The 25,040-nt window shown below is 59.3% G+C and carries 22 protein-coding genes; 14 read left to right on the top strand and 8 right to left on the bottom strand.

Going from position 1 to position 25,040, the window contains the following annotated elements:
* Positions 1–38: 38 nt before the first annotated feature.
* The gene (ispG, locus tag ALP8811_RS08210) at positions 39–1,166 is read left to right on the top strand and encodes a flavodoxin-dependent (E)-4-hydroxy-3-methylbut-2-enyl-diphosphate synthase (protein WP_108856636.1); all 1,128 of its coding nucleotides are present in this window, start codon (positions 39–41) and stop codon (positions 1,164–1,166) included.
* Between the two features lie 300 nt (positions 1,167–1,466).
* Here the strand turns inward: ispG and ALP8811_RS08205 are convergent, their stop codons facing one another.
* The 4 genes from ALP8811_RS08205 to ccmI all read right to left on the bottom strand — a co-directional run bounded on the left by ALP8811_RS08205 (position 1,467) and on the right by ccmI (position 3,879).
* On the bottom strand, positions 1,467–1,838 hold the full coding sequence (locus tag ALP8811_RS08205; RefSeq protein WP_108856635.1) for a hypothetical protein: 372 nt from the start codon (positions 1,836–1,838) through the stop codon (positions 1,467–1,469).
* Positions 1,839–1,916: 78 nt separating this feature from the next.
* A complete protein-coding gene (locus ALP8811_RS08200; protein ID WP_108856634.1) occupies positions 1,917–2,150 on the bottom strand; it encodes a DUF1289 domain-containing protein in 234 nt (77 codons plus the stop codon).
* The gene (ruvX, locus tag ALP8811_RS08195) at positions 2,150–2,614 is read right to left on the bottom strand and encodes a Holliday junction resolvase RuvX (RefSeq protein WP_108856633.1); all 465 of its coding nucleotides are present in this window, start codon (positions 2,612–2,614) and stop codon (positions 2,150–2,152) included. Before ruvX ends, ALP8811_RS08200 begins: the two co-directional genes overlap by 1 nt.
* Positions 2,611–3,879, bottom strand: coding sequence for a c-type cytochrome biogenesis protein CcmI (gene ccmI / locus ALP8811_RS08190; RefSeq protein WP_108856632.1), 1,269 nt, complete (start codon positions 3,877–3,879; stop codon positions 2,611–2,613). The genes ruvX and ccmI overlap by 4 nt, the downstream gene beginning before the upstream one ends.
* A 223-nt stretch (positions 3,880–4,102) precedes the next feature.
* Here ccmI and ALP8811_RS08185 point away from each other — a divergent pair, with 223 nt between their 5' ends.
* From ALP8811_RS08185 to rarD, 8 genes are all read left to right on the top strand, one after another.
* Complete coding sequence (locus ALP8811_RS08185; protein ID WP_108856631.1) at positions 4,103–5,350, top strand: sarcosine oxidase subunit beta family protein; 1,248 nt, start codon at positions 4,103–4,105, stop codon at positions 5,348–5,350.
* Positions 5,351–5,420: 70 nt separating this feature from the next.
* A complete protein-coding gene (locus tag ALP8811_RS08180; protein ID WP_108856630.1) occupies positions 5,421–5,744 on the top strand; it encodes a sarcosine oxidase subunit delta in 324 nt (107 codons plus the stop codon).
* Entirely contained in the window at positions 5,741–8,758 is a 3,018-nt protein-coding gene (locus tag ALP8811_RS08175) for a sarcosine oxidase subunit alpha family protein (protein ID WP_108856629.1), read from the top strand. Before ALP8811_RS08180 ends, ALP8811_RS08175 begins: the two co-directional genes overlap by 4 nt.
* Entirely contained in the window at positions 8,751–9,305 is a 555-nt protein-coding gene (locus tag ALP8811_RS08170; RefSeq protein ID WP_108856628.1) for a sarcosine oxidase subunit gamma, read from the top strand. Before ALP8811_RS08175 ends, ALP8811_RS08170 begins: the two co-directional genes overlap by 8 nt.
* 83 nt (positions 9,306–9,388) lie before the next feature.
* Complete coding sequence (locus tag ALP8811_RS16240) at positions 9,389–9,817, top strand: hypothetical protein (protein WP_146184003.1); 429 nt, start codon at positions 9,389–9,391, stop codon at positions 9,815–9,817.
* A gap of 59 nt (positions 9,818–9,876) precedes the next feature.
* Positions 9,877–10,302, top strand: coding sequence for a hypothetical protein (locus ALP8811_RS08165; RefSeq protein ID WP_108856627.1), 426 nt, complete (start codon positions 9,877–9,879; stop codon positions 10,300–10,302).
* 117 nt (positions 10,303–10,419) lie between these two features.
* On the top strand, positions 10,420–11,019 hold the full coding sequence (locus ALP8811_RS08160; protein ID WP_108856626.1) for a superoxide dismutase: 600 nt from the start codon (positions 10,420–10,422) through the stop codon (positions 11,017–11,019).
* 102 nt (positions 11,020–11,121) lie between these two features.
* Positions 11,122–12,036, top strand: coding sequence for an EamA family transporter RarD (rarD, locus tag ALP8811_RS08155; protein WP_108856625.1), 915 nt, complete (start codon positions 11,122–11,124; stop codon positions 12,034–12,036).
* Here rarD and ALP8811_RS08150 read toward each other — a convergent pair.
* The gene (locus tag ALP8811_RS08150; protein WP_108856624.1) at positions 12,000–12,557 is read right to left on the bottom strand and encodes an LOG family protein; all 558 of its coding nucleotides are present in this window, start codon (positions 12,555–12,557) and stop codon (positions 12,000–12,002) included. The two genes, rarD and ALP8811_RS08150, sit on opposite strands and share 37 nt — an antisense overlap.
* Before the next feature lie 108 nt (positions 12,558–12,665).
* Here ALP8811_RS08150 and ALP8811_RS08145 point away from each other — a divergent pair, with 108 nt between their 5' ends.
* The gene (locus ALP8811_RS08145; RefSeq protein WP_108856623.1) at positions 12,666–13,817 is read left to right on the top strand and encodes a LysM peptidoglycan-binding domain-containing protein; all 1,152 of its coding nucleotides are present in this window, start codon (positions 12,666–12,668) and stop codon (positions 13,815–13,817) included.
* A 70-nt stretch (positions 13,818–13,887) separates the two neighbouring features.
* Here ALP8811_RS08145 and ALP8811_RS08140 read toward each other — a convergent pair whose 3' ends face one another.
* The gene (locus ALP8811_RS08140; protein WP_108856622.1) at positions 13,888–14,217 is read right to left on the bottom strand and encodes an ArsR/SmtB family transcription factor; all 330 of its coding nucleotides are present in this window, start codon (positions 14,215–14,217) and stop codon (positions 13,888–13,890) included.
* An 83-nt stretch (positions 14,218–14,300) separates the two neighbouring features.
* On the opposite strand from ALP8811_RS08140, the gene ALP8811_RS08135 reads away from it, so the two are divergent.
* Positions 14,301–16,127 (top strand): ABCB family ABC transporter ATP-binding protein/permease, encoded by a 1,827-nt coding sequence (locus ALP8811_RS08135; RefSeq protein WP_108856621.1) that lies wholly within the window; start codon positions 14,301–14,303, stop codon positions 16,125–16,127.
* Positions 16,128–16,192: 65 nt separating this feature from the next.
* Here ALP8811_RS08135 and ALP8811_RS08130 read toward each other — a convergent pair whose 3' ends face one another.
* Both ALP8811_RS08130 and ALP8811_RS08125 read right to left on the bottom strand, forming a co-directional pair.
* Complete coding sequence (locus ALP8811_RS08130; RefSeq protein WP_108856620.1) at positions 16,193–19,963, bottom strand: efflux RND transporter permease subunit; 3,771 nt, start codon at positions 19,961–19,963, stop codon at positions 16,193–16,195.
* Positions 19,960–21,189 (bottom strand): efflux RND transporter periplasmic adaptor subunit, encoded by a 1,230-nt coding sequence (locus ALP8811_RS08125; RefSeq protein WP_108856619.1) that lies wholly within the window; start codon positions 21,187–21,189, stop codon positions 19,960–19,962. The genes ALP8811_RS08130 and ALP8811_RS08125 overlap by 4 nt, the downstream gene beginning before the upstream one ends.
* Before the next feature lie 201 nt (positions 21,190–21,390).
* Here ALP8811_RS08125 and ALP8811_RS08120 point away from each other — a divergent pair, with 201 nt between their 5' ends.
* Genes ALP8811_RS08120 through der form a run of 3 tightly spaced genes read left to right on the top strand, consistent with a single transcriptional unit; the run spans position 21,391 to position 24,947 of the window.
* Positions 21,391–22,029 carry a tetratricopeptide repeat protein gene (locus ALP8811_RS08120; protein WP_108856618.1) on the top strand — a complete coding sequence of 213 codons (639 nt, stop codon included), beginning with the start codon at positions 21,391–21,393 and terminating at the stop codon, positions 22,027–22,029.
* A gap of 60 nt (positions 22,030–22,089) precedes the next feature.
* Entirely contained in the window at positions 22,090–23,439 is a 1,350-nt protein-coding gene (locus tag ALP8811_RS08115) for a PQQ-like beta-propeller repeat protein (RefSeq protein ID WP_306418711.1), read from the top strand.
* Between the two features lie 47 nt (positions 23,440–23,486).
* Positions 23,487–24,947, top strand: coding sequence for a ribosome biogenesis GTPase Der (gene der, locus ALP8811_RS08110; RefSeq protein WP_108856617.1), 1,461 nt, complete (start codon positions 23,487–23,489; stop codon positions 24,945–24,947).
* Positions 24,948–25,040 lie beyond the last annotated feature (93 nt).

The following is a 25,040-nucleotide window of genomic DNA, read 5'->3' as shown; positions in this document are numbered from 1 at the left end:
ATCTCTCTGACTAAGTGAAGCCAGCTGGAAACCTACACATGTCTCACAATCCCATTCGCCCGTGGCGCGACATCGAACGCCGGACCTCCCGGCAGATCATGGTGGGCAATGTGCCTGTAGGCGGCGGCGCGCCGATCGCGGTGCAGACCATGACCAATACGGACAGCTCGGATGTGAAGGCCACGCTGGGGCAGGTGCTTGCTGCCGCAGAAGCGGGTGCAGACATCGTGCGGATTTCCTGCCCGGATGTGGGGTCCACCACCGCGTTGAAAGAGATCGTGGCCGAAAGCCCGGTGCCTATCGTGGCAGACATTCATTTCCACTATAAACGCGCAATCGAAGCCGCCGAGGCAGGTGCAGCCTGCCTGCGCATCAACCCGGGCAACATTGGCGACGCAGGTCGCGTGCGTGAAGTGATCAAGGCGGCCAAGGATCACGGTTGTTCGATCCGTATCGGGGTGAACGCTGGGTCGCTTGAAAAGCATCTGCTTGAAAAATATGGCGAACCTTGCCCCGAGGCGATGGTGGAAAGCGGATTGGAGCATATCCGAATTCTGGAAGACAATGACTTCCGCGACTACAAGATCAGCGTGAAAGCTTCGGATGTCTTCCTGTCCGCTGCCGCCTATCACGGCATTGCCGAGGCCACCGATGCCCCCATCCATCTTGGGATTACCGAAGCAGGCGGGTTCGTGTCCGGCACAATCAAATCGGCAGTTGGCCTAGGCAACCTGCTTTGGGCCGGTATTGGTGACACGATCCGTGTCAGCCTATCTGCCGACCCAGTCGAAGAGGTGAAGGTGGGTTTTGAGATCCTGAAATCTCTGGGCCTGCGTCATCGCGGTGTGAACATCATTTCGTGCCCGTCTTGCGCACGTCAGGGTTTTGACGTGATCAAGACCGTGGCCACGCTGGAAGAACGGCTTGCCCACATCCACACACCGATGAGCCTGTCGATTATTGGATGTGTCGTGAATGGCCCGGGCGAGGCGCTGATGACTGATGTGGGCTTTACTGGAGGTGGCGCGGGGTCTGGCATGGTCTATGTGGCGGGCAAACAGGACCATAAGTTGGACAACGAAAAGATGGTCGATCATATCGTCGATCTGGTCGAGAAACGTGCGGCACAGATCGAAACAGAAGCTGAGACCGAGGCGGCGGAATAGGGGGCGTTGTCCCCTCGATCCTTCGGCTCTCACCCCCAGGATACTTGTGGTAAGAAAATAAGAGTTTGTTAACCTTGACCAATTAGGTTGAAATTGCGGAACAGGCGGGGACGCCGATGGCCGTTTAAGGAAATGAGACACTCATTTCAGGGAGGCTTCGTGCCTCCCTTTTATTTTCTTACTGTAAGTATCCCGGGGGAGCATGAGTTTCCGCAGGAAAATCATGCGGGGGCAGCGCCCCTGACCGGCACCGCCGGCAATCGCCCCGCTGGGCGCGAGGCAAAGCCGAGCGCATTTTGCTTATTCAGTTGGCGTGACTTCGCGAATAGGGAAGCGCATTCCGTCTTCGGTGATCAACGTCAGTCGCGCTCCGCTGTGGACAATCAGATCGCAGCGCGTGGTTCCGGTGACAAAGGTTGTGCAGGCGACGCCGTCTTCTTTCAATTCGTAGTGACCTAACCAAGTTCCTCCCTCGCCGTAGGTGTAGGAATATTCACCATTCTCCGAGTAGACGGACTTTCCGTTGTCAAAGAAGACGAGGGTGTTTCCAACCAGCTGGGCGCGCAGTTCTGCCGCTGATAAGGGCTGATCATCCGCGCGTGTGTTCCAGTCCGCAGCAAAGGCTAGGACGGGTAGGCTGCACAGGGTTATGGCCAAGGGGAGTATACGCATGAGGGCTCCTGAAGCATGTCAGGGTACTCTAGCGTGCCGCGCAATGACGTGTTGTCACGTTGCGGTGAAAGGCGGTGATCAGGCTTTGTTCAGCCGTGCGCGTCGCCCGCCGCGTCGCTTAGTCAGGCTGGATTTGCGGGTGGGAAGTTCGTCCATGATCTGGGCGCGTTCGGCGTCGGTCATGCCGGACCAACCACCGATTTCGTCGATCGAGCGATAGCAACCGGTGCAGATCCGCGCCTCGGGATGGACCACGCAGATCTTTATGCAGGGGCTTGCAATCTCGTTTCGTTTCCAGACGTCGTCCGTCATCACAGGTGCCTCAACCGGTCCAATACACCTTGCAGGATATACCCGGCGGCAACGTGGTCGATGACCTCTGCGCGACGCTTTCGAGACGTATCCGCCTCGAGCAGGGCGCGTTCGGCCGCAACGGTGGACAGGCGTTCATCCCAAAAGCCGATCGGCAGGTCGGTCAGCTTCTCCAGATTGCGGGCAAAGGCGCGGGTCGACTGGCAGCGCGGCCCCTCGCTTCCGTCCATGTTGCGCGGCAGTCCGAGGACCAGCCCGCCAATTTGTCGATCACTTGTGATCTCAAGAAGACGTTCCGCGTCCAGCGTAAATTTCTTGCGCTTGATGGTTTCCAGTGGTGTTGCCACCTGTCGAAAACTGTCCGAGACCGCGACGCCGATGGTTTTGGTGCCCAGATCCAGTCCAGCCAGAGCCGTCATTGGGGGAAGGGACGCGGCGAAATCTTCGATGCTGTCAAAGATCACTGCGCAACTCCGGCTTGCTGAGCGGCCGCGCGCACGGTTTCGAGCGCCTCGGGATGTGCTGCAAAAATCGTTTGCGCCTCGGCCCAGATGGCGGCGGCGCGTTCAGTGTCGCCCACCACGCCCAGAACCGAAACCAATCGCGCCCATTCCTCGGGCGTGCCGCCGTCTGTGGCCAAGCGTTCGGACAGGCGGGTGATCATGGATTGGATCATCTCGGCCCGCTCTTCGCCCGACATGTCGGATGCCGCTTCGATATCTTCGGCGCTCGGGCCGGATAGGCCAGCAACCGGGGGCATGACAGGGGCTTCCGGTGGCGTGTAGTTCTCGCCAGCGAGGGCCGCGAGATCTCCGATCTGATCACGGATGGCGGGCCACCATTCGGCATCGGTCGGACCTTCTTCCAAAAGTCGACGCCACAGGCGGAATGCCAGATCCGGACGGCCATTCTGGGCAAACATCAGCCCAGAATAGAAGCGGGCTAATGCGTGACCTGGGTCGCGCTCCAGAGCGCTTCTTAGCATGGACTCGGCGTCCGGTGAGACGAATCCCCCGGCAGCATTGATCATCAATTCAGCTTGGCGCGCGAAATCATCCGCCGTTGCGGTGTCGCCTTTCAATTCAAGCAGTTGCCCCATTGCCGTGCGGGCGGCGACCAGGTTTCCAAGCGCTGCTTCGTGCTGGGCCAGAAGGTCCAACCCGCGGGGATCCTCGGGGCGGCCAGCCACGGCTTTGCGCAGCCCATCAACCAGTTCAATATAGTCTGCCGGGGCATCGACCGGCGGGCCTGCCCAAACGGGCATCTGTGCTTCTGCCAGTTCTTGCGAGGGGCGGTTCTGGCGCACCTCATCACTGATTGCGATACGCTTGGCGCGGCCAAAATCCGGTGCGCCCGGAACACCGATGGTCCAGTAAAGGCCGAGACTGCCGACGGCCAGAACGACGGCGATGATGCCCATCGTTGTGCGGGTCAGGCCGTGGGGGGCGTCCTTGGCTGATTTTCTGGATTGCGCGGCTTTGTCCGCCTCGAGCAGACGACGCGAGATTTCGACGCGAGCACGCTCTGCATCCTCTTTCGAGACGGTACCGCGGGTAATATCGCGGTCCAGTTCGGACAGTTGGTCGCGATAGACCTTCATGTCGGAACTCATCGTTTCGACGTCATCTGACGTCTCATCGGCGCTAACCGCGAGTATTCGCCGCGCCAGTACAAGGATGGTTGCCAAAGTGGCTGCACCAATGATGGCCCAAAATGCCAAGTTATCCATGTATCCTCCGCGCGGGTTTGCAATTTAGTAGCTCACCCCATGTAATGCGACATGGCCCGTCGCAAAACCCCAGATCAGGGACTGCGACAATCGGCATGCCAGAAAAGTGACGTGAATTGTGGATTATGTCGCCTTTTTCCAATCAAATGACGCTGGTCTTGGATGGTGTCATGTCGCTTCGGCGTAAAACCGACAAGAAACGAAGGCCCAACAGGGGAATCGCATGCGACGTTATTCAGCATTTGCCATCGCGCGGGAGGCCGCGCGCTATCACACCGGATGGGAGCGGGCGTGGAAATCGCCCAAACCCAAAAAGAAATACGATGTGGTGATCGTAGGGGCTGGGGGCCACGGGTTGGCCACGGCATATTATTTGGGCAAGAATTTCGGGATCACCAATGTGGCGATCATCGAAAAAGGTTGGCTGGGCGGCGGCAATACGGGCCGCAACACCACCATCATTCGCTCGAACTACCTGCAGGATCCCTCGGCGGCGATTTATGAAAAAGCACGCTCTCTGTACGAGACGATGTCGCAGGACCTGAACTATAACGTCATGTTCTCGCCCCGTGGCGTCATGATGCTGGCTCAGACCGAGCACGAGGTGCGCGGATACGAACGCACGGCGCATGCAAATGCTCTGCAAGGTGTTACGACCGAGTTCATTTCGCCCGAGCGCGTGAAGGAACTGGTGCCGATCATGAACATCCACGGCCCGCGCTATCCCGTTCTGGGTGCGCTGTGGCAGGCCCGTGCAGGGACCGCGCGTCACGATGCGGTGGCGTGGGGCTATGCACGTGCGTGTTCCGACATGGGCATGGACATCATCCAGAAATGCGAAGTCACTGGCGTGCGTCAGGCAAACGGCGTTGTCACCGGTGTCGACACCACGCATGGTCAGATTGACTGTGACAAGCTGGCGATGGTTGTCGCGGGCAACGCAGGCCACCTGGCTGACATGGCGGGCTTCCGTCTGCCGATGGAAAGTGTCGCGCTGCAAGCGCTGGTGTCCGAGCCGATCAAACCCTGCATCGACGTGGTTGTCATGGCCAACACCGTGCACGGCTATATGTCTCAGTCCGACAAAGGCGAGCTGGTCATCGGCGGCGGCACCGACGGGTTCAACAATTACACCCAGCGCGGATCGTTCCACCACGTGGAAGAAACCGTGCGCGCACTGGTCGAGACCTTCCCGATCATCTCGCGCCTGAAAATGCTGCGCCAATGGGGCGGCATCGTGGACGTGACCGGCGACCGTTCACCCATCATCGGCAAGACGCCCTTGGGCAACTGCTTCATCAACTGTGGTTGGGGCACCGGCGGCTTCAAATCGATCCCCGGATCGGGCTGGGCCATGGCCGAGACCGTCGCCAAGGGCGAGCCCGGTTCGCTGGCAGGCGCGTTTGGTCTGGACCGCTTCACCGAAGGACGCTTCATCGATGAAAGCGTGGCGGCAGGGGTGGCGCACTGATGGCACACATGAACGTATTTACTTCTTCCCGCGTGGCTCAAACGCGCAACATCTTGAAAGGAGCCGCAACATGCTGATCCTTGAATGCCCATACTGCGGCGTGATGGCCGATGAAACGGACCTGCATGGTGGCGGCGAAGCGCATCTGAAGCGTTTCGGACCCGGCTCGTCCGACGACGACTTCGAGACCTACCTGTTCCACCGAGCGAACCCGAAAGGGGTTCACTTTGAACGCTGGCGGCATGTTTCGGGCTGCGGCAAGTGGTTCCACGCGGCGCGCAACACGATGACGCTTGAGGTTTACGGCATCTATTCCGCCCAGACCTATGAGCCGCCCAAGGCGCTTGTGAACAAGATCAAGAAGAAACATCCTGAATGGGGGGGCTGGAAATGAGCACCCGTCTGGCTAATGGCGGTCGTCTGATCGACCGTTCGAAACCGAAAAACTTCACCTTCAACGGCAAGCGCATGAAGGGCTACGAGGGCGACACGCTGGCCGCGGCGCTTCTGGGCGAAGACCAGATGTTGATGGGTCGGTCGTTCAAATACCACCGTCCGCGTGGCGTTGTGGCCTCCGGTGCGGAAGAGCCGAACGCTCTGGTCAATCTGGGGCAGGGCGACCGCTTTGAACCCAACCAGCGCGTCACCACGACCGAACTGTTTGACGGTCTCTATGCGACCTCGCAAAACCACTGGCCGAGCCTCGAGTTCGACGTGGGCGTGGTGAACAACTATGCCGCGCGCTTCCTGCCGGCGGGGTTCTACTACAAGACATTCATGGCACCCGCTGCCGCATGGAAGCACGTGTTCGAACCAATCATCCGCAAATCCGCCGGTCTGGGCCAAGTCCCAACCGAGGCAGATGTGGATCGTTACGAGCACTATTACTACCACACCGATCTAGTCGTTATCGGCGGCGGTGTGGCGGGTCTTGCGGCGGCTCTGGCTGCTGGCCGGTCGGGCGCGAAAGTGCTGGTGATGGAACAGACCCACCACTGGGGTGGCCGTGCTGCCGTAGACGGCGGCGAGATCGACGGTCAGTCGGTTGACGCATGGATCGACGCCACCGTGGCCGAGCTGGAAGGCATGGAGAATGTCACCCTGCGCACCCGCATGATGGGATCGGGCGTTTATGACCACGGCTATGTGCTGGGTTACGAGCGTGTGGCGGATCACACCCCGGGCGACGGACGTCCACGTCACCGTCTGTGGCGTATCCGTACCAAGCAGATCGTGACCGCAACTGGCGCCATCGAGCGTCCGCTGTCCTTCGCAGGCAACGACATTCCCGGCGTCATGCTGGCCTCGGCCGTGCGCGACTACGCTGTGAACTGGGGCGTGTCCATCGGCGACCGCACTGTGGTTGTCACCAACAATGACGACGGATATCGCACCGCACTGACGCTGAAAGAGGCCGGGCTGGTAGTTCCGGTTGTTCTGGATGCGCGCAGCGAAGCGACTGGTCCGTTGGCAGAAGCCGCCCGCGCCGCAGGTATCCGGGTTGAACCGGGCCGCGCCATTGCAAAAGTGCATGGTGGCAAGCGTGTGACCGGCGTGTCGATCTGTCTTCAGGCGGGCGAGGGCTCGGCTTTGGAAGAGATCAAATGCGACGCGGTTGCCATGTCCGGCGGCTGGTCCCCGGTCGTGCACATGTGGTCGCATTGCGGCGGCAAACTGATCTGGGACGAGGCGCAAGCCCACTTCCGTCCTGATCCGAACCGTGCGCCGACCAGCCATGACGGCGAAGCGTTCGTTGTGACCGCAGGTGCGGCCTCGGGCGCGATGTCGCTGGCCGAGACGCTGGAAGACGCTTACGCGGCAGGTAAGGCTGCGGGCAAGGCGGCAGGTGGTAAAGCCATCCGTAAAGCCGGTCCGAAAGCTGACGCCGAAGAGGCACAGCCGATGGCGCCCGTCTGGATCATGCCGCAGGGCGCAGGCCCGCAGAAGCGCATGAAGATGTGGCTGGATTATCAGAACGACGTGAAAGTTTCCGACGTTCAGCTGGCTGCACGTGAAGGCTATGAGAGCGTCGAACACACCAAGCGCTACACCACGCTTGGTATGGCGACCGATCAGGGTAAGCTTTCGAATATCAACGGCTTGGCGGTGCTTTCTGATGCTCTGGGTCAAGAGATCCCGACCACCGGAACCACCACCTTCCGCCCGCCTTACACACCGATCAGCTTCGGTGCGATTGCAGGCGAAGCACGCCATGAAATCTTCCAGCCGATCCGTCGTACGCCGATGCATCAGTGGCACGAAGACGCGGGTGCCTATATGGAACCTGTCGGCCACTGGCGTCGCCCTTATTGCTACGCGAAACCGGGCGAGACCAACGAACAGGCTGTAAACCGCGAAGTGCTGAACACCCGCGAAAACCTCGGCCTGCTGGATGCGTCCACGCTGGGTAAGCTGATCGTGAGAGGTCCCGACGCGGGCAAGTTCATGGACATGATGTACACCAACATGATGTCGAACTTGGCTGTCGGCAAATGCCGCTATGGTCTGATGTGCTCGGAAAACGGCTTCCTGTCGGACGATGGAGTTGTTGCGCGCATCGACGAGGACACTTGGCTGTGCCACACCACATCGGGTGGTGCTGACCGCATCCACGCGTGGATGGAGGAATGGCTGCAGACCGAATGGTGGGACTGGAAAGTCTATGTCGCCAATGTGACCGAGCAACTGGCGCAGGTTGCCGTGGTTGGACCCAACGCCCGCAAGGTGTTGGAAAAGCTCGGCGGTATGGACCTGTCCAAGGAAACGCTGCCCTTCATGCAGTGGAAAGACGGCAAGATTGGCGAGTTCGACGCACGCGTCTATCGGATCTCGTTCTCGGGCGAACTGTCGTACGAGATCGCCGTGCCCGCCAGCCAAGGCCGCGCCTTCTGGGACGCGCTTCTGGAAGCAGGTGAAGAGTTCGGCGTGATGCCATATGGCACCGAGTGTCTGCACATCATGCGGGCCGAGAAGGGCTTTATCATGATCGGCGACGAGACCGACGGCACCGTGATCCCGCAAGATCTGGGGCTGAACTGGGCGATCTCCAAGAAGAAAGAAGACTTCCTTGGCAAACGTGCTCAGCAACGCTCGCACATGACCGATCCCGAGCGCTGGAAACTGGTGGGTCTGGAAACGCTCGACGGGTCTGTCCTGCCGGACGGTGCCTATGCAGTGGGCGAGGGCAACAACATCCACGGCCAACGCAACATGATCGGGCGCGTAACCTCGACCTATTATTCGCCGACGCTGAAAAAAGGCATCGCGATGGGACTTGTTTTGCATGGCCCCGACAAGATGGGTGAAGTCGTCAGTTTCCCGACGGTGGATGGCTCGAACACGGTGATCAAGGCGCGGATCTGTGATCCGGTCTTCTATGACAAGGACGGGGAGAAGCAAAATGTCTAACGCTGTTTCCGCACTTCAAAGCGCGTCGTTTGACGGCTACTGCAAAGTTGAAGAGGCCGGACTGGTCGGCATGATCACCCTGCGCGGTGACCTGACCTCGAAAGGTGTTGCCAAGGCGGTGAAAGCTGTCACGGGTGCTGCCATGCCGGGGCAGGGCGAGGTTACGGAAGGTGCCAAAGGCCGCGTTGGCTGGATGTCGCCGGACGAGCTTCTGCTGATCGTTGATCACGCCGATGCACCTGCCATCGTCGAAGCCGCGACCACGTCGCTGGGTGACGAGCATTCGCTTGTGGTGAATGTCTCGGACGCGCGCGCGGTCTATCGCGTAAAAGGTGCTGCCTGCCGCGAAGTGATCGCCAAGCTGACGCCTGCCGATACCTCGGTCATGCAACCCGGCATGCTGCGCCGCACCCGCATCGCGCAGATCCCGGCCGCCTTCTATCTGGAAGACGATGAAACCGCCGTTCTGGTCTGTTTCCGGTCGGTTGCTCAGTACGCGTTCGATCTTTTGAAAGACGCGGCCCAGCCGGGTGGTGAGGTATTCTAATAACTGAATACCGCCCTCTTTTTTGGGTTGAAAACACGCCTCAATCAATTTAGCACACTGTTAAGTTGATTGAGGCTTTTATTATGAAATTACTTGTTTCTACGTTGACGGCGTCCTTATTTTTAACGTCATTTGCAGCGGCAGAATCATATGATTGCAATTTTAAAGTGCGCGCCAATGATCGGAAGTGGATTCCGACATCTCTGTCAATTGAAGTAGATCGAAATGACCGCGTATGGGTTTTGGGCAATGTCATCAAAACCGATGATGGGCACCCGATCGAAGGCCGCTCCTCCGACAGAACAAGAACGCGTGAAGTCTTTGTGGTCGAGACCGTGAATGAAAACATTCCAGTCAACAATCATAGGCGTCCTGCCAATCCTGGCTCGCGGCGCGTTAGCTACACCATTTCTATCGATCCTGACGATTTATCCGCCAATCTCCGCGCCTTAACTGGTCGGCTGAATTTTGACAAATCCCGCCGGGTTAGCGGGACCTGCAAAAACCGGTGAAGCACAGGGTGTGTTTCGCCATCAATGATCCTCTACCTTTCTGATTATGGAGTTTACCAATGAGCAAAATCTTCGCAGCCGTTCTCGCGATGAGCACGCTTGTCCCACTATCCGCACAGGCAACAGTTTACGAGTGTAAGCTTGCCGCGTCCGGTGCGTCTGATGCGGGCTGGATCCCGCCAGAGACCATCGTCGAGTTTGATCCGAACTCGAACAAAGCCAAGGTGTATGATGGGTTGATCGATGAGATCTACGGCAAACCGATCGAAGCGAAGATCGCGGTGAACAACAACAAGCGCTACACGTTCACGTGGAACGTAAGAAATGTTCCGATCACGACGACTGAAAGCAGACAGATGCTGGTCAAGAACATGGTTTACCGTCTGACGGTAACCAAAGGGACGCTGCTCGCCACCGAAACCATGAAGCCAATTCGCTTCACCAACACCTTCCGTGCCAAAGGGAAATGCGTCCAGAAGAAGTGAGTATTGGGTCAGGGGATGGATTTTAGCGGCTGAAAAATGCCGTCAACCCTTGACCATGCCACTATTGCTGCCCCATCTAAGGGGCAACGGAAACACGCATTGAACAGGGGGCCCAAAATGGCTTTTGAACTTCCCGATCTTCCTTACGCACACGACGCACTGGCCGAGTTCGGCATGTCGGCTGAAACCATGGAGTTTCACCACGACCTGCACCACAAGGCCTATGTCGACAACGGTAACAAGCTGATTGCTGGCACCGAGTGGGAGGGTAAGACCCTCGAAGAGATCATCGTTGGCACCTATGACGACAAGTCTGTCGCTCAGAACGGTATCTTCAACAACATCTCGCAGCTGTGGAACCACAACCAGTTCTGGGAAATGATGGGCCCGGGCAAGGGTGCCATGCCGGGTGACCTTGAAAAAGCGATCACCGAAAGCTTCGGCTCGGTTGACGAGTTCAAGTCGCAGTTCTCGGCTGCTGGCGCTGGTCAGTTCGGCTCGGGCTGGGCATGGCTGGTGAAGAACGCTGACGGTTCGCTGGCAGTCACCAAAACCGAAAACGGCGTGAACCCGCTGTGCTTCGGCCAGACCGCGCTTCTGGGCTGCGACGTGTGGGAGCACTCGTATTATATCGACTTCCGCAACAAGCGTCCGGCCTACCTGTCGAACTTCCTCGATAACCTGGTCAACTGGGAAAACGTGGCCTCGCGCCTGTAACCCTTGCGGGCGTTATGCCCGAGATCACGAGATAAGATGCGGCTGCCCCTTGGGTGGCCGCTTTTTTTGTGTCAGAGCAGCGAGGGAAGCAGGAGGGTTCGCATGAGCGACACAACCAAAGGCGTCATCGCTATCATCGTGGCCTGCACGGTCTGGGGTCTGTCTCCGCTTTACTATTATGCGCTTGCTCATGTGCCGCCGCTGGAATTGCTAAGCCATCGCACCCTTTGGTCGCTGGTGCTCTTGGGGCTCTATCTGACGCTTCAAGGACGGGTGTGGGAGCTGCCCGCACTGATGACCGGCCGCACCGCACTTCTGGTGCTGCTGGCGGCGGTGATGATCTCGGTCAATTGGGGTGGGTTCATCCTGTCAGTGCAGGTTGGCATGGTGGTCGAGGCCAGCCTTGGTTACTTCATCTTCCCGCTGATCATGGCCACGCTGGGCATGGTGTTCTTTGCCGAGGGGATTTCTGCCAGCAAGTTGACCGCAGTACTTTTGGCCACCGGAGCGGTGCTGGTTTTGACCATTGGACTGGGAGTTGCGCCTTGGCTTGCGCTGCTGCTTGGTGGCACGTTCGCGGGCTATAGTGTGATCAAGAAACTGATCGCAGCGGGCCCGGTGGTCACGGTCGCAGCCGAGGTGTTGTTTCTTGCACCACTTGCGCTGATCTGGCTCTGGGGGACGCACACGCAGGGCTGGGAGGGGATCTTGGGCCGTACTGGTGCGGTGTTCGGCACCGACCTCGTGGCCAGCGCGATGCTGATCGGGTCAGGCCTGCTGACAGGAGGTCCGCTGATGCTGTTCAGCTATGCGTCACGCCGCCTGAAGCTGTCGACCGTGGGGGTGGTGCAATACCTGAACCCCAGCCTTCAGTTCCTCTGTGCCGTCGCCATTCTAGGCGAGACGATCACGCTGTGGCACATGATTGCTTTCCCGTTGATCTGGGCCGCTTTGGCAATCTACTCGGTGGGCGCCTACCGTCAGGACAGGGCTTCGCGCAGGGCCGTCACTGCCTGATCCACATCACCCACGACGGTGACGAAACCCTTTATGCTGTCTTCGGCAAAGCCTTGATCGATCACGTGATCCAACAGCCCGACCAGAGGATCCCAGAACCCGTTCACGTTCAAAAGCAAGATGGGTTTCTTGTGTAGACCCAGTTGGCGCCATGTCAGGATTTCGAAGAACTCGTCCAACGACCCGGCACCTCCGGGAAGCACCACCACGGCGTCCGAGTTCATGAACATCACCTTTTTGCGCTCGTGCATGTTCTCGGTCACGATAAAGCTGGTCAGGTCGCGCTTGCCAACTTCCCAGTTTAAAAGGTGCTCGGGGATGACGCCGAAAGTGTCGGCGCCCGCACTCTGCGCCGCCTTCGCCACTTCCCCCATCAAACCGACATCACCCGCGCCATAAACCAGCCGCCAGTTGTTGGATGCTAGCGCCTTGCCCAAGCCTTCCGCACTGGCGCGATAGGCAGGGTCATTCCCCATGCGAGAACCGCAGTAAACGCAGATCGAGGCTGTATGTTGTGTCATCAGGGTCTCCGGGTGCGAATGTATCGTAATGATCTTTTGACCGGTGTTATCGGGATTGCTAGGGTCGGGCAAGACAACGCGACAGTAAGATCGCAACAGGGGATGTAAATGGCTGATATGTCAGGCGGCGCTGCGGGCGCTGGCAAAATTTGGATTGGTGTCGGGGCGGCTGTGATCGTGGCCGTTTTGGGGTATTGCAGCTTCGATCAAAGTGCTCAGGCACCGGTTTCTGATCCGGTTGACGCCCTGAAGACCACATTGGATGCGCCAGTTGCCGAACCATCGGTCGCCCCGGATGCCGAGGTTGTCACCGACACCCCACCCACAGATCAGGCCTCCACGATCGACCCACCGGCCTTCGACGTTGTACGTGTTGATCCCGACGGGCGTGCCGTGGTCGCGGGACATGCCGCCCCCGGCGCGAACGTGCAACTGTCATTCAACGGTGTTCCAATCGAAACACTCACGGCGGATGATGCCGGAAATTTCGTAGCCTTGTTGGATCTGCAGGTCACGCAATCCGGTCAACTTGGCCTGCAAGCGCTGAACGATGCAGGTGAAGTCGCAGACACCGCGGCCCCCGGGCAAACCGTTCTGATCGAGCCCCGTACACCTGCACCGACTGTCGTGCCGGATGCGCCCGCTGTTGCAAGCGCTGGTGACGCAGACGATTCCACCGCACAGCCCGCCGAACCTGAAATAGCCGTCACCGAAGCCCCCGCTGCACCGCGGGTCCTTCTGGCCGATAACGAGGGTATTACAGTCCTTCAGGACGAAGTTGGCGATCTGACGGTCCAGAACGTGATCATTGACGCCATCTCTTATGATGATCAGGGCGAGGTTGCCTTGTCCGGGCGTGCTGCAGGCGGTGGCGCCTTGCGTGTCTATCTGGACAACGCACCGATCAAGACGGCACCTATTCCCCAGGATGGCCAATGGCGTTTGCCGCTACCCGATGTGGAGGCTGGCATCTATACCCTGCGCGTGGACGAGCTTGCCGCCGATGGCACGGTCACCTCGCGCACCGAAACTCCGTTCAAACGCGAGGACGTGGCACAAATCGCGGCCGCAACCACTCTTTCTGAAGAGCGTGCGAAGGTCGAGGCCGTGACGGTTCAGCCCGGATCGACCCTTTGGGCCATCGCCCGCGATACGCTGGGGGAAGGGCCGCTCTATGTGCGCGTGTTCGAGGCAAACCGCGATCAGATCCGCGATCCCGACCTGATTTATCCGGGGCAAGTCTTTTCGATCCCAGAGTAACGCTGGCACCTTGTTTTCTTACCCGAAATATCTTGGGGTGAGCCACGAAGAGGCGAGGGGCAAAGCCCCTCTAAGCCTTCTCCACCGCAGTTGCGATACAGCCTGTCACGTCGGCAGCCCCGGCGCAGCAATCATTCAGCAGATATGAAATGACGCCCCCAAGCGCCACCCGATCTGCCGCATAAATCACATGCCGGCTTTCCTTGCGTGAGGTCAGAAGCCCAGCCTGTTCAAGTTGAGACAGATGAAAGGACAGGCCCGAGGCAGACACCCCAAGTGTTTGGGCAATCTCACCGGCGCACAGTCCGTCATCGCCACGCGGAACCAGCAGACGTACGATCTCAAGCCGCGTGTCATGGGCCATGGCAGATAGGGATTTCAGGACTCGACTCTGTTTCATAGTTCAAATATTGATGAAATATTGAAACGATGCAAGCCTGAACCTTGTTTCGTAGGATACCTCATATAGTCAGGACAGACGCTATGGCGCCCAGCCGCATCACTTCCACCGAGCTTCCAGACAATAATTGGCGCACCATCCGGCGCGTTGCTCCTTATCTTTGGCCCGAGGATCACCCCTGGGTGAAGCGCCGCGTCGTGCTGGCGATGCTGGCGCTTCTTGTGGCGAAACTGGTCGCAGTGGCAACGCCGTGGTTCTATGGCTGGGCTGTGAATGAACTGGCCGGCGAAAGTACGGCACCAGCCGCGATGCTTGGGGCAGGGGCGGTCGGTCTGACTTTGGCCTATGGCATGGCGCGCTTGATGAGCAACGGGTTCCAGCAGTTGCGCGATGTTATCTTCGCCCGCGTCGGTCAGCGCGCGCTACGCCAATTGGCGCTTGAGACCTTCACCCATATCCACCGCCTGTCCATGCGCTATCACATTACGCGCAAGACGGGTGGTCTTAGCCGCATCATCGAGCGCGGCGTGAAAGGGGTCGAATTCCTTCTGCGCTTCATGCTGTTTTCGATGGGGCCACTGATCCTTGAACTTGGCTTGATCGCACTGATCCTGTTTGTGACATTTGATGTCTGGTACTTGGCTGTCGTCGTGGTCACGATTTGGGCCTATGTCTGGTTCACCTTCAAGGTCACCGAATGGCGCGTTCGGATCCGCAAAGAGATGAATGATCAGGACACGGACGCCAACCAGAAGGCCATCGACAGCCTGCTGAACTTTGAAACCGTCAAGTATTTCGGCGCCGAGAAACGCGAAGCTTCGCGCTATGACAGTGCGATGGCGGGCTATGAACAAGCCGCATTGAAAACTTCGTATTCGCTGGCATTTCTGAACTTCGGACAGGCGCTGTTGATCACGGGTGGCTTGGTCGCAGTGATGGTTCTGGCTGCTGTTGGCGTTCAGAACGGGCAGCTGACTGTTGGCGACTTCGTCATGGTCAACGCATATATGATCCAGATTACCATGCCTCTGAACTTCCTTGGCACGGTCTATCGCGAGATCCGGCAATCGCTGGTGGATATGAGCGAAATGTTCGATCTGCTCGAGCAACCTGCGGACGTAAGCGACAAACCGGATGCCGCTGAGATTGCGGTGACGGGCGGGGCACTTGCATTCCGTGACGTGCATTTCGGATATGAAGCTGCGCGCCCGATCTTGAAAGGTGTTTCACTGGATGTAGGCGCCGGGAAAACCGTTGCGATCGTTGGCCCGTCTGGGTCGGGAAAATCCACCATCGGGCGGCTGTTGTTCCGGTTTTACGACGTGAATGATGGCAGCCTGTCCATCGACGGGCAGGACGTGCGCGACGTGTCTCAGGACAGCTTGCACGCGCAGATCGGCGTGGTGCCGCAGGATACCGTCTTGTTCAACGACACGGTGCTCTACAACATTGCCTATGGCCGCCCCGAGGCCTCTCGGACTGAGATCGAAGCCGCCGCCAAGGCTGCAAAGATCCACGACTTCATCATGGAACTGCCCGATGGTTATCAAACCCAGGTGGGTGAACGCGGGTTGAAGCTGTCCGGCGGCGAAAAGCAGCGCGTGGGGATTGCGCGCACGCTTTTGAAGAACCCGCCGATCCTTTTGTTGGACGAGGCGACCTCGGCCTTGGATACCCAGACCGAACGCGACATTCAGGACAGTCTTCGCGAGATGGGGCAGGGACGCACGGTGATCACCATCGCGCACCGCCTGTCGACCATCGTGGATGCGGATGAGATTGTGGTGCTGGAGGCAGGCGTCATCGTCGAGCAGGGCACGCATGACGCGCTTTTGGAGCAGGGTGGACGGTATGCTGCCATGTGGGCGCGCCAAGCCAGCGAGGAAGAGCCACAGGCTCTGGCGGGCTGACCCGTCCGATATCTTGAAGCGAAGAAAGGCGCGGAACCCTCCGCGCCTTTCTTTTATTCTGCCTTTTATTCCGCGGCGGCCTTACCGCCAGATTTGTCCGGGCTGGGGGCGGTATCTGAAGGATCTTGCAATGCTTCTGCCGTGGCGGGAGCTGGTGCCACGATGACCTCTTGTTCCGGCTCGGACTTGGCCGGAGTCGGCTCGTCTTCAACCCATTGCAGCTCGTGCAGCTCTTGCTTCTTGGCGGCCTTTTCCAACATCCGGTCGCGGGCCGTCTGGCCCGAGCTGCGCGCAAGGCTTTCCAGCAGTGTGATCGACCGATAGGCCCCGGCCGATACCCAGACCCGCAAGGCCAGCATCGACGGCGTGAAGACCAGTGTCAGCACCGTCGCAATACCAAGACCAAAGACCACGGCGGTCGCCAGCTGCTTCCACCACAGCGCAGTCGGGCTGTCGATCGAGTAGCCGCCGCCGAAGAAGTCCAGCGACAGGCCAAACATCATCGGGGCCAGACCGGCCATCGTTGTGATGGTGGTCAGCAGAACAGGGCGAATGCGCGCCTCGGCGGTGCGGGTGATTGCTTCGATCCGCGGCATGTGGCCCGCATAGTCCTGATAGGTGTCGATCAACACGATGTTGTTGTTCACCACGATCCCCGCCAAGGCGACGATCCCTGTCCCGGTCATGATGATCGAGAACGGCTGTTGCATCACCATCATCCCAATCAGCACGCCTGTGGTCGACAAGACCACTGCCAGCAGCACCAGCACCGAATTGTAGATGCTATTGAACTGCGCCAGCAGGATAATGAACATCAACCCCAGCGCGCCGATGAAGGCCTGACCAAGGAAGGCTTGGCTTTCGGCCTCGTCCTCTTGATCGCCGGTCCATTCATAGGTGACGCCATCGGGCAGGCCCGTGGCTTCAATCCAGTCTGTCAGGGTGGCAATCCGTTCGGCCGGGGTGACGGGGGTGCGTGTCAGGTCAGGAGTGTCCTCCATGATCTTCGCCGCTTCATCCAGCGAGACGACCTGATCGCTTCCGTCGTCAGCGGTTAGCCGCACCAGATCGCTAACCACAGCGGCCTTCACGTCGTAGTAGCGGCTTTGATCCACGCGGTCGATTTGCGCAAAGCTGGGAACCGGTTTGCGTGTCACGAAGTTTGACAGCGGCACCAGCCCACCGGGTGTGCGCAAGCGCAGCGTATCCAGTGTGGATAACACCCGGTCTTTTTCCGGCAGGCGCACGCGGATTTCGATTTCCTCGTCCGAGCTGTCGACCCGCATCGTGTCCAGCAAAATACCGTTGGTGATCAACTGAACCATGCCGCCCACGGTGGCGACGTTGGTGCCAAAGCGCCCAGCCTCGGCCACGTCGACCTGAAGCTGCCAGTCGATGCCGGGTAAGGGCAGGGTGTCTTCGATGGCGTTCAAGCCGGGGGTGCTTTCAAACTTTGACACGGCGACTGCTGTTGCCGCCTGAAGGATGTCCCAGTTGTCGCCTTTCAGGCGCAGGTGCACGGGCTTTGCCGAGGCCGGACCACGGTTCAGGTTCAGAACCTCAATGCGGATGCCGGGGATGGTTTTCAGGGTCTCTTCAAGTCGAAGCATCACGGCATCGCCGTCATATTCGGGATCAATCTCGCGCGTTTTGAAGGGGATGATCCCGAACAGGGGCGAGTCTTTCTCGATCGACGGGCGGTCGGCCCAAGCGACAAGCTCGATCTGCAGCTGTCCAACGGTGTCGCGCGGACCCGAGGCCCCACCGGTATTCTGATTCAAACCGCCAGCGCCAGCAAAGGCAAAGACGCTATCAATCCCTTTGGTGCTCAGCGCAATCTCTTCCGCCCGACGCACCATGGCGTCTTTCTCGGCGACACTCAAATTGCCGCGTCCACGCACATAGACGATGGCCTGTTCCGGTTCGCTATCCGTGAAGAACTCGACGCCAAGGCTGTTGCGGCCGAATGTGATGAAGGTGCCGACCACAAAGGTCACGACCAAGACAATGCTGACAATCGGCATGATCGGATTGCCGGCAATGAAATGAATGACGTGGCCAAATTTGGTGCGCTGATAGCCGCCATGGATGTGGTCATCCTCGCGGTGCCAAGGCATGTGCCAGTCTATCGATCCCATAGCAATGGACGTGCCCGAGGCCCCGATCAGGAACATCAGCGCGCCCGGCAGAATGGCCATTAGGCCTTCGATCGGGCTGGTGCCGCCAAAGATATAGCCGGGGTTCAAGAGTTGCAGGGCCGACAAGAACAGCACATAGGCCGAGATCACCGCCAGCGGAACGCGCACCCAGATTGGCGCAAAGGATAGGGCTTTGGACAGCGTGCCAAACAGGCGGCTGATCCGGCCAGAAACCCCGCCAACAACCGGTAGATAGACCAGCGCCACCAGAAGCGAGGCCGACAGCACATAGATTAGCGTCTTCGGCAGCCAGCCCATGAACTGCCCGGGAATACCGGGCCAGAACAGCATCGGCAGGAAGGCGCAAAGCGTCGTCGCGGTCGAGCTGACGATAGGCCAGAACATCCGCTTGGCGGCCATGGTGTAGGCCTGCATGGGGCCGACCCCCAACTTGATCTTCTTGTCGGCATACTCGACGACAACAATTGCCCCGTCGACAAGCATCCCCACGGCGAGGATCAAGCCGAACATCACGATGTTCGAGATCGTAACCCCAAGTGCGCCGAACAGTGCGAAGGTCAGCAGGAACGAAGTCGGGATGGCGAAGCCCACCAGAAGGGCCGGGCGGGTGCCCAAGGCGCCAAGCACCACGATCATCACCAGCGCAATCGCGGTCACGACCGAGCCTTCCAGCTGGCGCACCATGCTGTCTACGATGATGGATTGATCGTTAGACACGCCAACCCAAACGGCTTTCTGCAACTCCGGCGGCCAGTCTTCGCGTGTATCGTCCACGATGCGACGGACTTCGGCGGCGGTGCCGATCAGGTTGAAGCCTTTGCGTTTTACGACCTGAAGCGCCACCGTGGTTTCGCCGTTGAAGCGTGCGGTGCCTTCGCGGTCTTCAAAGGTCAGTCGGATCGTCGCCAGATCGCCCAGCGTCACCACGCTGTCTTCGTTTGCCTTGATCGGCAGGTCATAAATGTCCTGCAATTCGTCAAAGGACGACGGAATCTTGACGGCGGTCGAGCCCGTCGGCGTCTTGATGTCCCCCGCCGCGATCAGCTGGTTGTTGTTTTGCACAACCGAGATCAGCTCGCCCGCGGTTACGTTATAGGCTTCCAGCTTCAGCGGGTCGATTTCGACCTCGATCATCTCATCGCGATAGCCAGCCAGCGAGGCTTCCAGTACGCTGTCCAGTGCCTCCAGCCGGTCTTGAAGATCGCGCGCGATCTGTACCAGCGTGCGTTCTGGTACGTTTCCGGTCAGGTTTACGATGATGATCGGAAATTCCGAGAAGTTGATTTCGTTGACCGAATAGCTGTCGTAGCCCGAAGGGAAATCACCTTCGGCACCATTCATAGCGTCGCGAACGTCAGCCATGACTTTGGTCTTGTCCCAGCCGAACTCGAACTCCAACGCCACGCCTGCATAGCCTTCGGCCGCAGTGCTGGACATGGTTTTCAAGCCATCAATGTCGGCCAGCTCGGTCTCCATCGGGCGGACCAGAAGCTGCTCGGCATCGGCGGCGGAAATGCCGGGGAAGGGGACCGATACGAACAGAGCCGGAATTTCAATGTCCGGCTCGCCTTCTTTCGGAAGGCTGACATAAGCAATCGTGCCTGCCAGAACGGACAGGATCACGAACGCTATGACCATTCGGGCCCGTTCAGAGGCCCAGTCGATGATGGCTGTCATAGCCCGGTCTCCTGATAGGTGATGGCAAGGGCAGACCCGTCCGTTACATAGTGGTGGCCAATGATGATGACATCCGCTGCATCGCCCAGACCCGAGACCCAGACACCTTTCAGGCTGTCACGTACCACGGTGACAGGCATGAACCCGGCGGTATTATCCCCAAGGGCCACACGTACGCCCAGATTGCCGTCGTCATTCAGCGTCAAGGCGCTTTGCGGCAACAGATGCGCGACGGTGCCTTGGCCGGTGGCCACGATTTCGGCTGTTTGGCCAGCACGTACGGGGATTTCATCCTCGGCTGGCAGCATCTCGACATCCACGCGGAAGGTGCGCGTAACGGGATCTGCCGTGTCTGCGACGAAGGTCACAGAGCCCTGCAGGGTTCGGCCCGAGGCCAGACGCACATTTGCCACAAGCCCGGTCGACAGTTGATCAACCAGAATTTCGGACACAAAGCCCACGACGCGGACGGGATCATACTGAACCAATGTGACGCAATGAGCACCCGGTTGCAGCAGGGTGCCAACGTCGGCGGTGTCGGTTTCCAATTCGCCTGCGAACGGCGCGCGGATCTCAAGGCGCTCAATCTCGCGCTCGGCTGCGGCGACGCCAGCGCTGGCAGACTGGATAGAGGCATCTGAACTAGCCGCGCCTGACCGGGCCGAGATCACCCCGGCACGCGCTGTTTCAACGCCTGCACGGGCGTTGGCTACGCGGGTGTCCGATGCAAATCCGCCCTCTGACAGCTTCTCGGCGGCGGTCAGGTTGATCGTTGCTTCGTCCAAACGGGCCTGCGCTTCGATTACGCGCGCCTCGGCTTCGGGTGCGCGGGCTTTGGCTTCGGCCAGACGCGCCTTCGCTTCGGCAAGGCTGGCGTCACGGGTGCCGGGATCAAGGCGGCACATCACGTCACCCTTGGCGACGGTCGAACCTTTGGCCAGTTTATCCGACACAACCTGACCCGAGGTCTCAGACCGCAGCTCGACCCGACGGGTGGCTTCAGTCCGGCCCCGGATTACGATAGGGGTTTCGATCTCTCGTGCGGCGGATTTCAGGACGACAACCGACAAACCAGTCTGCTCAGAGGTTTGAGCCTCGGCCTCGGTTTCCGTCGCCATATCGGCGGTGGCCACCCCGGCAGCTTCGTCAAGAGTGTCACGCTGGAACACAAGCATGAAAAGACCGGCAACGACCAGCAATGCGGTCAAAATAGGGAAAAAACGCATGACCCCTCCTGATGGGTAATATTTTGCGTTGAACATAGGTGTTCCTGTTGGCGGTAACAAGTTCGCGTATGGCTGAATCTGATCACTGATTGTGATGGTAGAGATCGTTGAAACTGCTTTATCGCGCTCGGGACTTGATGCCCCTTGGCATTGCGGCTTCATTGGGGCAAAAGAAAGCGACTGAATTCGGAGGCACGGCCCGTGAGCGACACAGACAGTTTCATTGATGAAGTGAGCGAAGAGGTTCGCCGGGATAAGCTTTACACCATGATGCGGCGCTATGGCTGGATCGCGGTTGTGGCAGTGGTCGCCGTGGTGGGCGGTGCTGCCTATAACGAATGGCGCAAAGCAAGCGCGCAGTCCGCAGCGCAAGCGTTCGGCGACGCCATCCTCGAAGCGGAAGGCATAGAAGATCCGCAGCAAAGAATTGCAGCCCTTCAGGGGGTCGCAGGCGCGGGCGAACAAAACGCTGTTCTGAACCTGCTATTGGCTGGTGACGATGCTGAGGTTTCGGCTGATGCGTTGGGGCAGATTGCCGCTGATACGTCGCTTCCCAATCATTTCCGTCACCTTGCCATGTTGCGTCTGGCGCAGCTGCAGGATGATGCCGTGTCGCTGGACGAGGTGCGCAGTTTGCTGGCACCCGTTGTCGTGGCCGGTGCGCCTTATCGTGTGTTGGGCGAAGAAGCTCTGGCCCTGGCCGAGCTACGCGCAGGCGATAAAGAGGCGGCTGTAAGCCGTTTGCAGGCTCTTCTGCTGGATGATGAAGCATCGGGGGCCTTGCGTCGTCGGGCAACTCAGTTGATTGTGTCGCTAGGGGGCACGCCAGAGGCATCCTGAAGAACAGGTTTTGCCACAAGCCTTTGATGAAATTAATAAGAGTCCTTTTGGGGGTTTATCGTGAAATTCAAAACCAGCGCCGCGCTTCTGACCTCGATGAGTATTCTGGCAGCCTGTTCCACCCCGGAACATATCCTTCAGGGCGATCGCGAGGATCTTCGCAGCCCAAATCCCCAGACACTCGGGGCCGATGCTGCAACCGATGCGATTGCGGCCCGGGATGAAACTGAACAACAGGATGGTCCGCGCCCCATTAACTTGCCGGGCGCGGTGAACCATACCAGTTGGACCCATCTGGGTGGTTCGCCGACACATCAGGTGCAGCACGCTACCTTGTCTTCTCGGCCGCAGATGATCTGGAGCGCCCCAATCGGGCAGGGCAATGATCGCAAGCACCGCATCACCGCCGAGCCCGTGGTGGCGAACGGCCGCATTTATACGCTGGACAGCCGTGCGCAGGTTGTGGCGACCTCGACCTCGGGCGCAAGCCTCTGGGCGCGTGACCTAACGCCGGCGTCGGATCGCTCGGATGACGCGTCGGGCGGTGGTCTGGCCTTCGCAGATGGCACGGTATTCGTTTCGTCAGGTTTTGGACTTGTGTCGGCGCTGGACGCTGCAACCGGTAAAGTTAAGTGGCAACAGCACATGGATGCCCCGGGTTCGGGCGCGCCTGCGGCCGTCGGTGGGCTGGTCTATGTGGTCAGCCGCGACAACACCGCATGGGCGATGGACGCTGCGACCGGTAAAGTGAAGTGGCGTCTGACCGGAACGCCCAGTCAGGACGGCGTCGTGGGCGTTTCCTCGCCTGCTGTGACCGACCGTGTGGTTCTGCTGCCTTTCGGTTCGGGTGAGGTCGTAGCCGCCCTGAGAAAAGGCGGAACGCGTACGTGGTCCAGCTTGGTTGCAGGCGAGCGTGTAGGCCGCGCCTATACGCAAGTCACCGATATCACTGGTGAGCCAGTTGTGAAAAACGGCGTAATCTATACCGGAAACTCGGCGGGCCGCACTGTTGCACTGAACTTGTCGGGCGAACGCCTGTGGACAGCCAAAGAAGGCGCAACCAGCCCCGTCTGGGTCACAGGCGGCTCGGTCTTCCTAGTTTCGGACGAAAACGAGATCGTGCGCCTGGATGCTGCGACCGGAGACCGGATCTGGGGCACACGCCTACCGTATTTCACCAAGCGGAAAGCGCGCAAAATCAAGCGTATCCATGCTAATCTTGGCCCGGTTCTGGCCGGCGGGAAGCTGTGGGTCGCGTCCTCGGACGGGATCATGCGCGGCTATAACCCTGTGGATGGCACCCTGATTGCGCAGACCGCCGTACCGGGTGGCGCGGCAACGCGACCGGTCGTCGTGAACGGCGTTGCTTATGTCGTGGCGCGCGACGGCAAACTTCTGGCTTTGCGCTGATCCAAAAACCGTGTATGCGGGGCGCTTGATGTGACCCGGAGAGCAAAATGAGCTTCACCCTTGCCATTGTAGGGCGCCCAAATGTGGGCAAATCTACCCTGTTCAACCGACTGGTTGGCAAGCGTCTTGCGCTGGTTGATGACCAGCCGGGCGTGACCCGTGACCTGCGCGAAGGCGAGGCGCGGCTGGGAGGCTTGCGGTTTACCGTGATCGACACAGCCGGGCTTGAAGAAGCGACGGATGAAAGCCTTCAGGGCCGGATGCGCCGCCTGACCGAGCGCGCGGTGGAAATGGCCGACGCTTGCCTGTTCCTTGTGGACGGACGTGTCGGGATCCTGCCTGCGGACGAGGTGTTCGCTGACATCCTGCGCCGCAAGAATGCTCACGTTATTTTGGGTGCCAACAAGGCTGAAGGTAAAGCCGCCGATGCCGGTGTGATCGAGGCCTATTCGTTGGGTCTTGGCGAACCTGTTCGCATGTCGGCAGAGCATGGCGAAGGTATGGGAGAGCTGCTGACGGCGCTCGAGCCCATTGCTAAAGAATTCGAAGCACGCGCCGCGGAAACCGCGCCCGAAACCGAAGTCGATGTGGACGCGGACGACGATGAAGATGCGCCCAAGGTTCCCACCAACGAAAAACCGCTTCAGGTTGCCGTCATTGGCCGCCCGAACGCTGGCAAATCGACCCTGATCAACATGCTGATCGGTGAAGATCGTCTTCTGACCGGGCCCGAGGCTGGGATCACCCGCGACTCGATTTCGGTGAAGTTCGACTGGAACGGAACGCCGACCCGGATTTTCGACACTGCAGGGATGCGTAAACGCGCGAAGGTGCAGGAAAAGCTTGAAAAGCTGTCCGTATCCGACGGTTTGCGCGCGGTGAAGTTTGCCGAAGTGGTTGTAGTCCTGCTGGATGCCGCCATTCCGTTCGAGCAACAGGATCTGCGCATCGCTGACTTGGCCGAACGCGAAGGCCGCGCGGTTGTCATCGCCGTGAACAAATGGGACGTCGAGCCTGAAAAGCAGGCCAAGCTGAAAGGCTTGCTTGAATCGTTCAACCGCCTTCTGCCGCAGCTGCGTGGCGCGCCGTTGATCACGATCTCAGCCAAGACGGGCCGGGGAATGGACCGTCTGCACGAGGCCGTGATGCGTGCCTATGACGTGTGGAACCGCCGTGTGAAAACCGCGCACCTGAACGGCTGGTTGGCCGAAATGGTCTCGGCACACCCGCCCCCCGCACCGGGCGGCCGCCGCATCAAGTTGCGCTATATGACTCAGGCCAAGACGCGCCCACCGGGGTTCATTGTCATGTGCTCGCACCCTGACAAACTGCCCGAAAGCTATTCGCGCTATCTGGTCAACGGATTGCGCGAAGATTTCGACATGCCGGGAACGCCGATCCGCCTGACCATGCGTGGCCAGGGGGACAAGAACCCCTATAAAAACCGCAAAAAATCAACACCTTCACGGCTGCGTAAGCACCTTGGGAAGGGCCGCGCGGACGACTAAATTCCACGCTGATACTGCTGACAAGACGAAACTCCGCCCGTGTCCAAACGGGCGGAGTTTCGCTTTTCTGGGGAAAAAGACTCTCGGTTCGCG

It is taken from the genome of Aliiroseovarius pelagivivens (assembly GCF_900302485.1).
GTDB lineage: Bacteria > Pseudomonadota > Alphaproteobacteria > Rhodobacterales > Rhodobacteraceae > Aliiroseovarius > Aliiroseovarius pelagivivens.
The sequence above is the reverse complement of the archived record's forward strand: the minus strand, read 5'-3'. Positions and strand labels throughout refer to the sequence as shown.

What these genes read in the sequence shown, in the direction of transcription:
- ispG (WP_108856636.1), top strand. Translation starts at nt 39, where the DNA reads ATGTCTCACAATCCCATTCGCCCGTGGCGCGACATCGAACGCCGGACC.
- ALP8811_RS08135 (WP_108856621.1), top strand. Translation starts at nt 14,301, where the DNA reads ATGGCGCCCAGCCGCATCACTTCCACCGAGCTTCCAGACAATAATTGG.
- ALP8811_RS08150 (WP_108856624.1), bottom strand. Translation starts at nt 12,557, where the DNA reads ATGACACAACATACAGCCTCGATCTGCGTTTACTGCGGTTCTCGCATG.
- ALP8811_RS08170 (WP_108856628.1), top strand. Translation starts at nt 8,751, where the DNA reads ATGTCTAACGCTGTTTCCGCACTTCAAAGCGCGTCGTTTGACGGCTAC.
- ALP8811_RS08165 (WP_108856627.1), top strand. Translation starts at nt 9,877, where the DNA reads ATGAGCAAAATCTTCGCAGCCGTTCTCGCGATGAGCACGCTTGTCCCA.
- ALP8811_RS08205 (WP_108856635.1), bottom strand. Translation starts at nt 1,838, where the DNA reads ATGCGTATACTCCCCTTGGCCATAACCCTGTGCAGCCTACCCGTCCTA.
- ALP8811_RS08185 (WP_108856631.1), top strand. Translation starts at nt 4,103, where the DNA reads ATGCGACGTTATTCAGCATTTGCCATCGCGCGGGAGGCCGCGCGCTAT.
- ALP8811_RS08180 (WP_108856630.1), top strand. Translation starts at nt 5,421, where the DNA reads ATGCTGATCCTTGAATGCCCATACTGCGGCGTGATGGCCGATGAAACG.
- ALP8811_RS16240 (WP_146184003.1), top strand. Translation starts at nt 9,389, where the DNA reads ATGAAATTACTTGTTTCTACGTTGACGGCGTCCTTATTTTTAACGTCA.
- ALP8811_RS08125 (WP_108856619.1), bottom strand. Translation starts at nt 21,189, where the DNA reads ATGCGTTTTTTCCCTATTTTGACCGCATTGCTGGTCGTTGCCGGTCTT.
- ALP8811_RS08130 (WP_108856620.1), bottom strand. Translation starts at nt 19,963, where the DNA reads ATGACAGCCATCATCGACTGGGCCTCTGAACGGGCCCGAATGGTCATA.
- ALP8811_RS08140 (WP_108856622.1), bottom strand. Translation starts at nt 14,217, where the DNA reads ATGAAACAGAGTCGAGTCCTGAAATCCCTATCTGCCATGGCCCATGAC.
- ALP8811_RS08160 (WP_108856626.1), top strand. Translation starts at nt 10,420, where the DNA reads ATGGCTTTTGAACTTCCCGATCTTCCTTACGCACACGACGCACTGGCC.
- ALP8811_RS08200 (WP_108856634.1), bottom strand. Translation starts at nt 2,150, where the DNA reads ATGACGGACGACGTCTGGAAACGAAACGAGATTGCAAGCCCCTGCATA.
- rarD (WP_108856625.1), top strand. Translation starts at nt 11,122, where the DNA reads ATGAGCGACACAACCAAAGGCGTCATCGCTATCATCGTGGCCTGCACG.
- ALP8811_RS08145 (WP_108856623.1), top strand. Translation starts at nt 12,666, where the DNA reads ATGGCTGATATGTCAGGCGGCGCTGCGGGCGCTGGCAAAATTTGGATT.
- ccmI (WP_108856632.1), bottom strand. Translation starts at nt 3,879, where the DNA reads ATGGATAACTTGGCATTTTGGGCCATCATTGGTGCAGCCACTTTGGCA.
- ALP8811_RS08175 (WP_108856629.1), top strand. Translation starts at nt 5,741, where the DNA reads ATGAGCACCCGTCTGGCTAATGGCGGTCGTCTGATCGACCGTTCGAAA.
- der (WP_108856617.1), top strand. Translation starts at nt 23,487, where the DNA reads ATGAGCTTCACCCTTGCCATTGTAGGGCGCCCAAATGTGGGCAAATCT.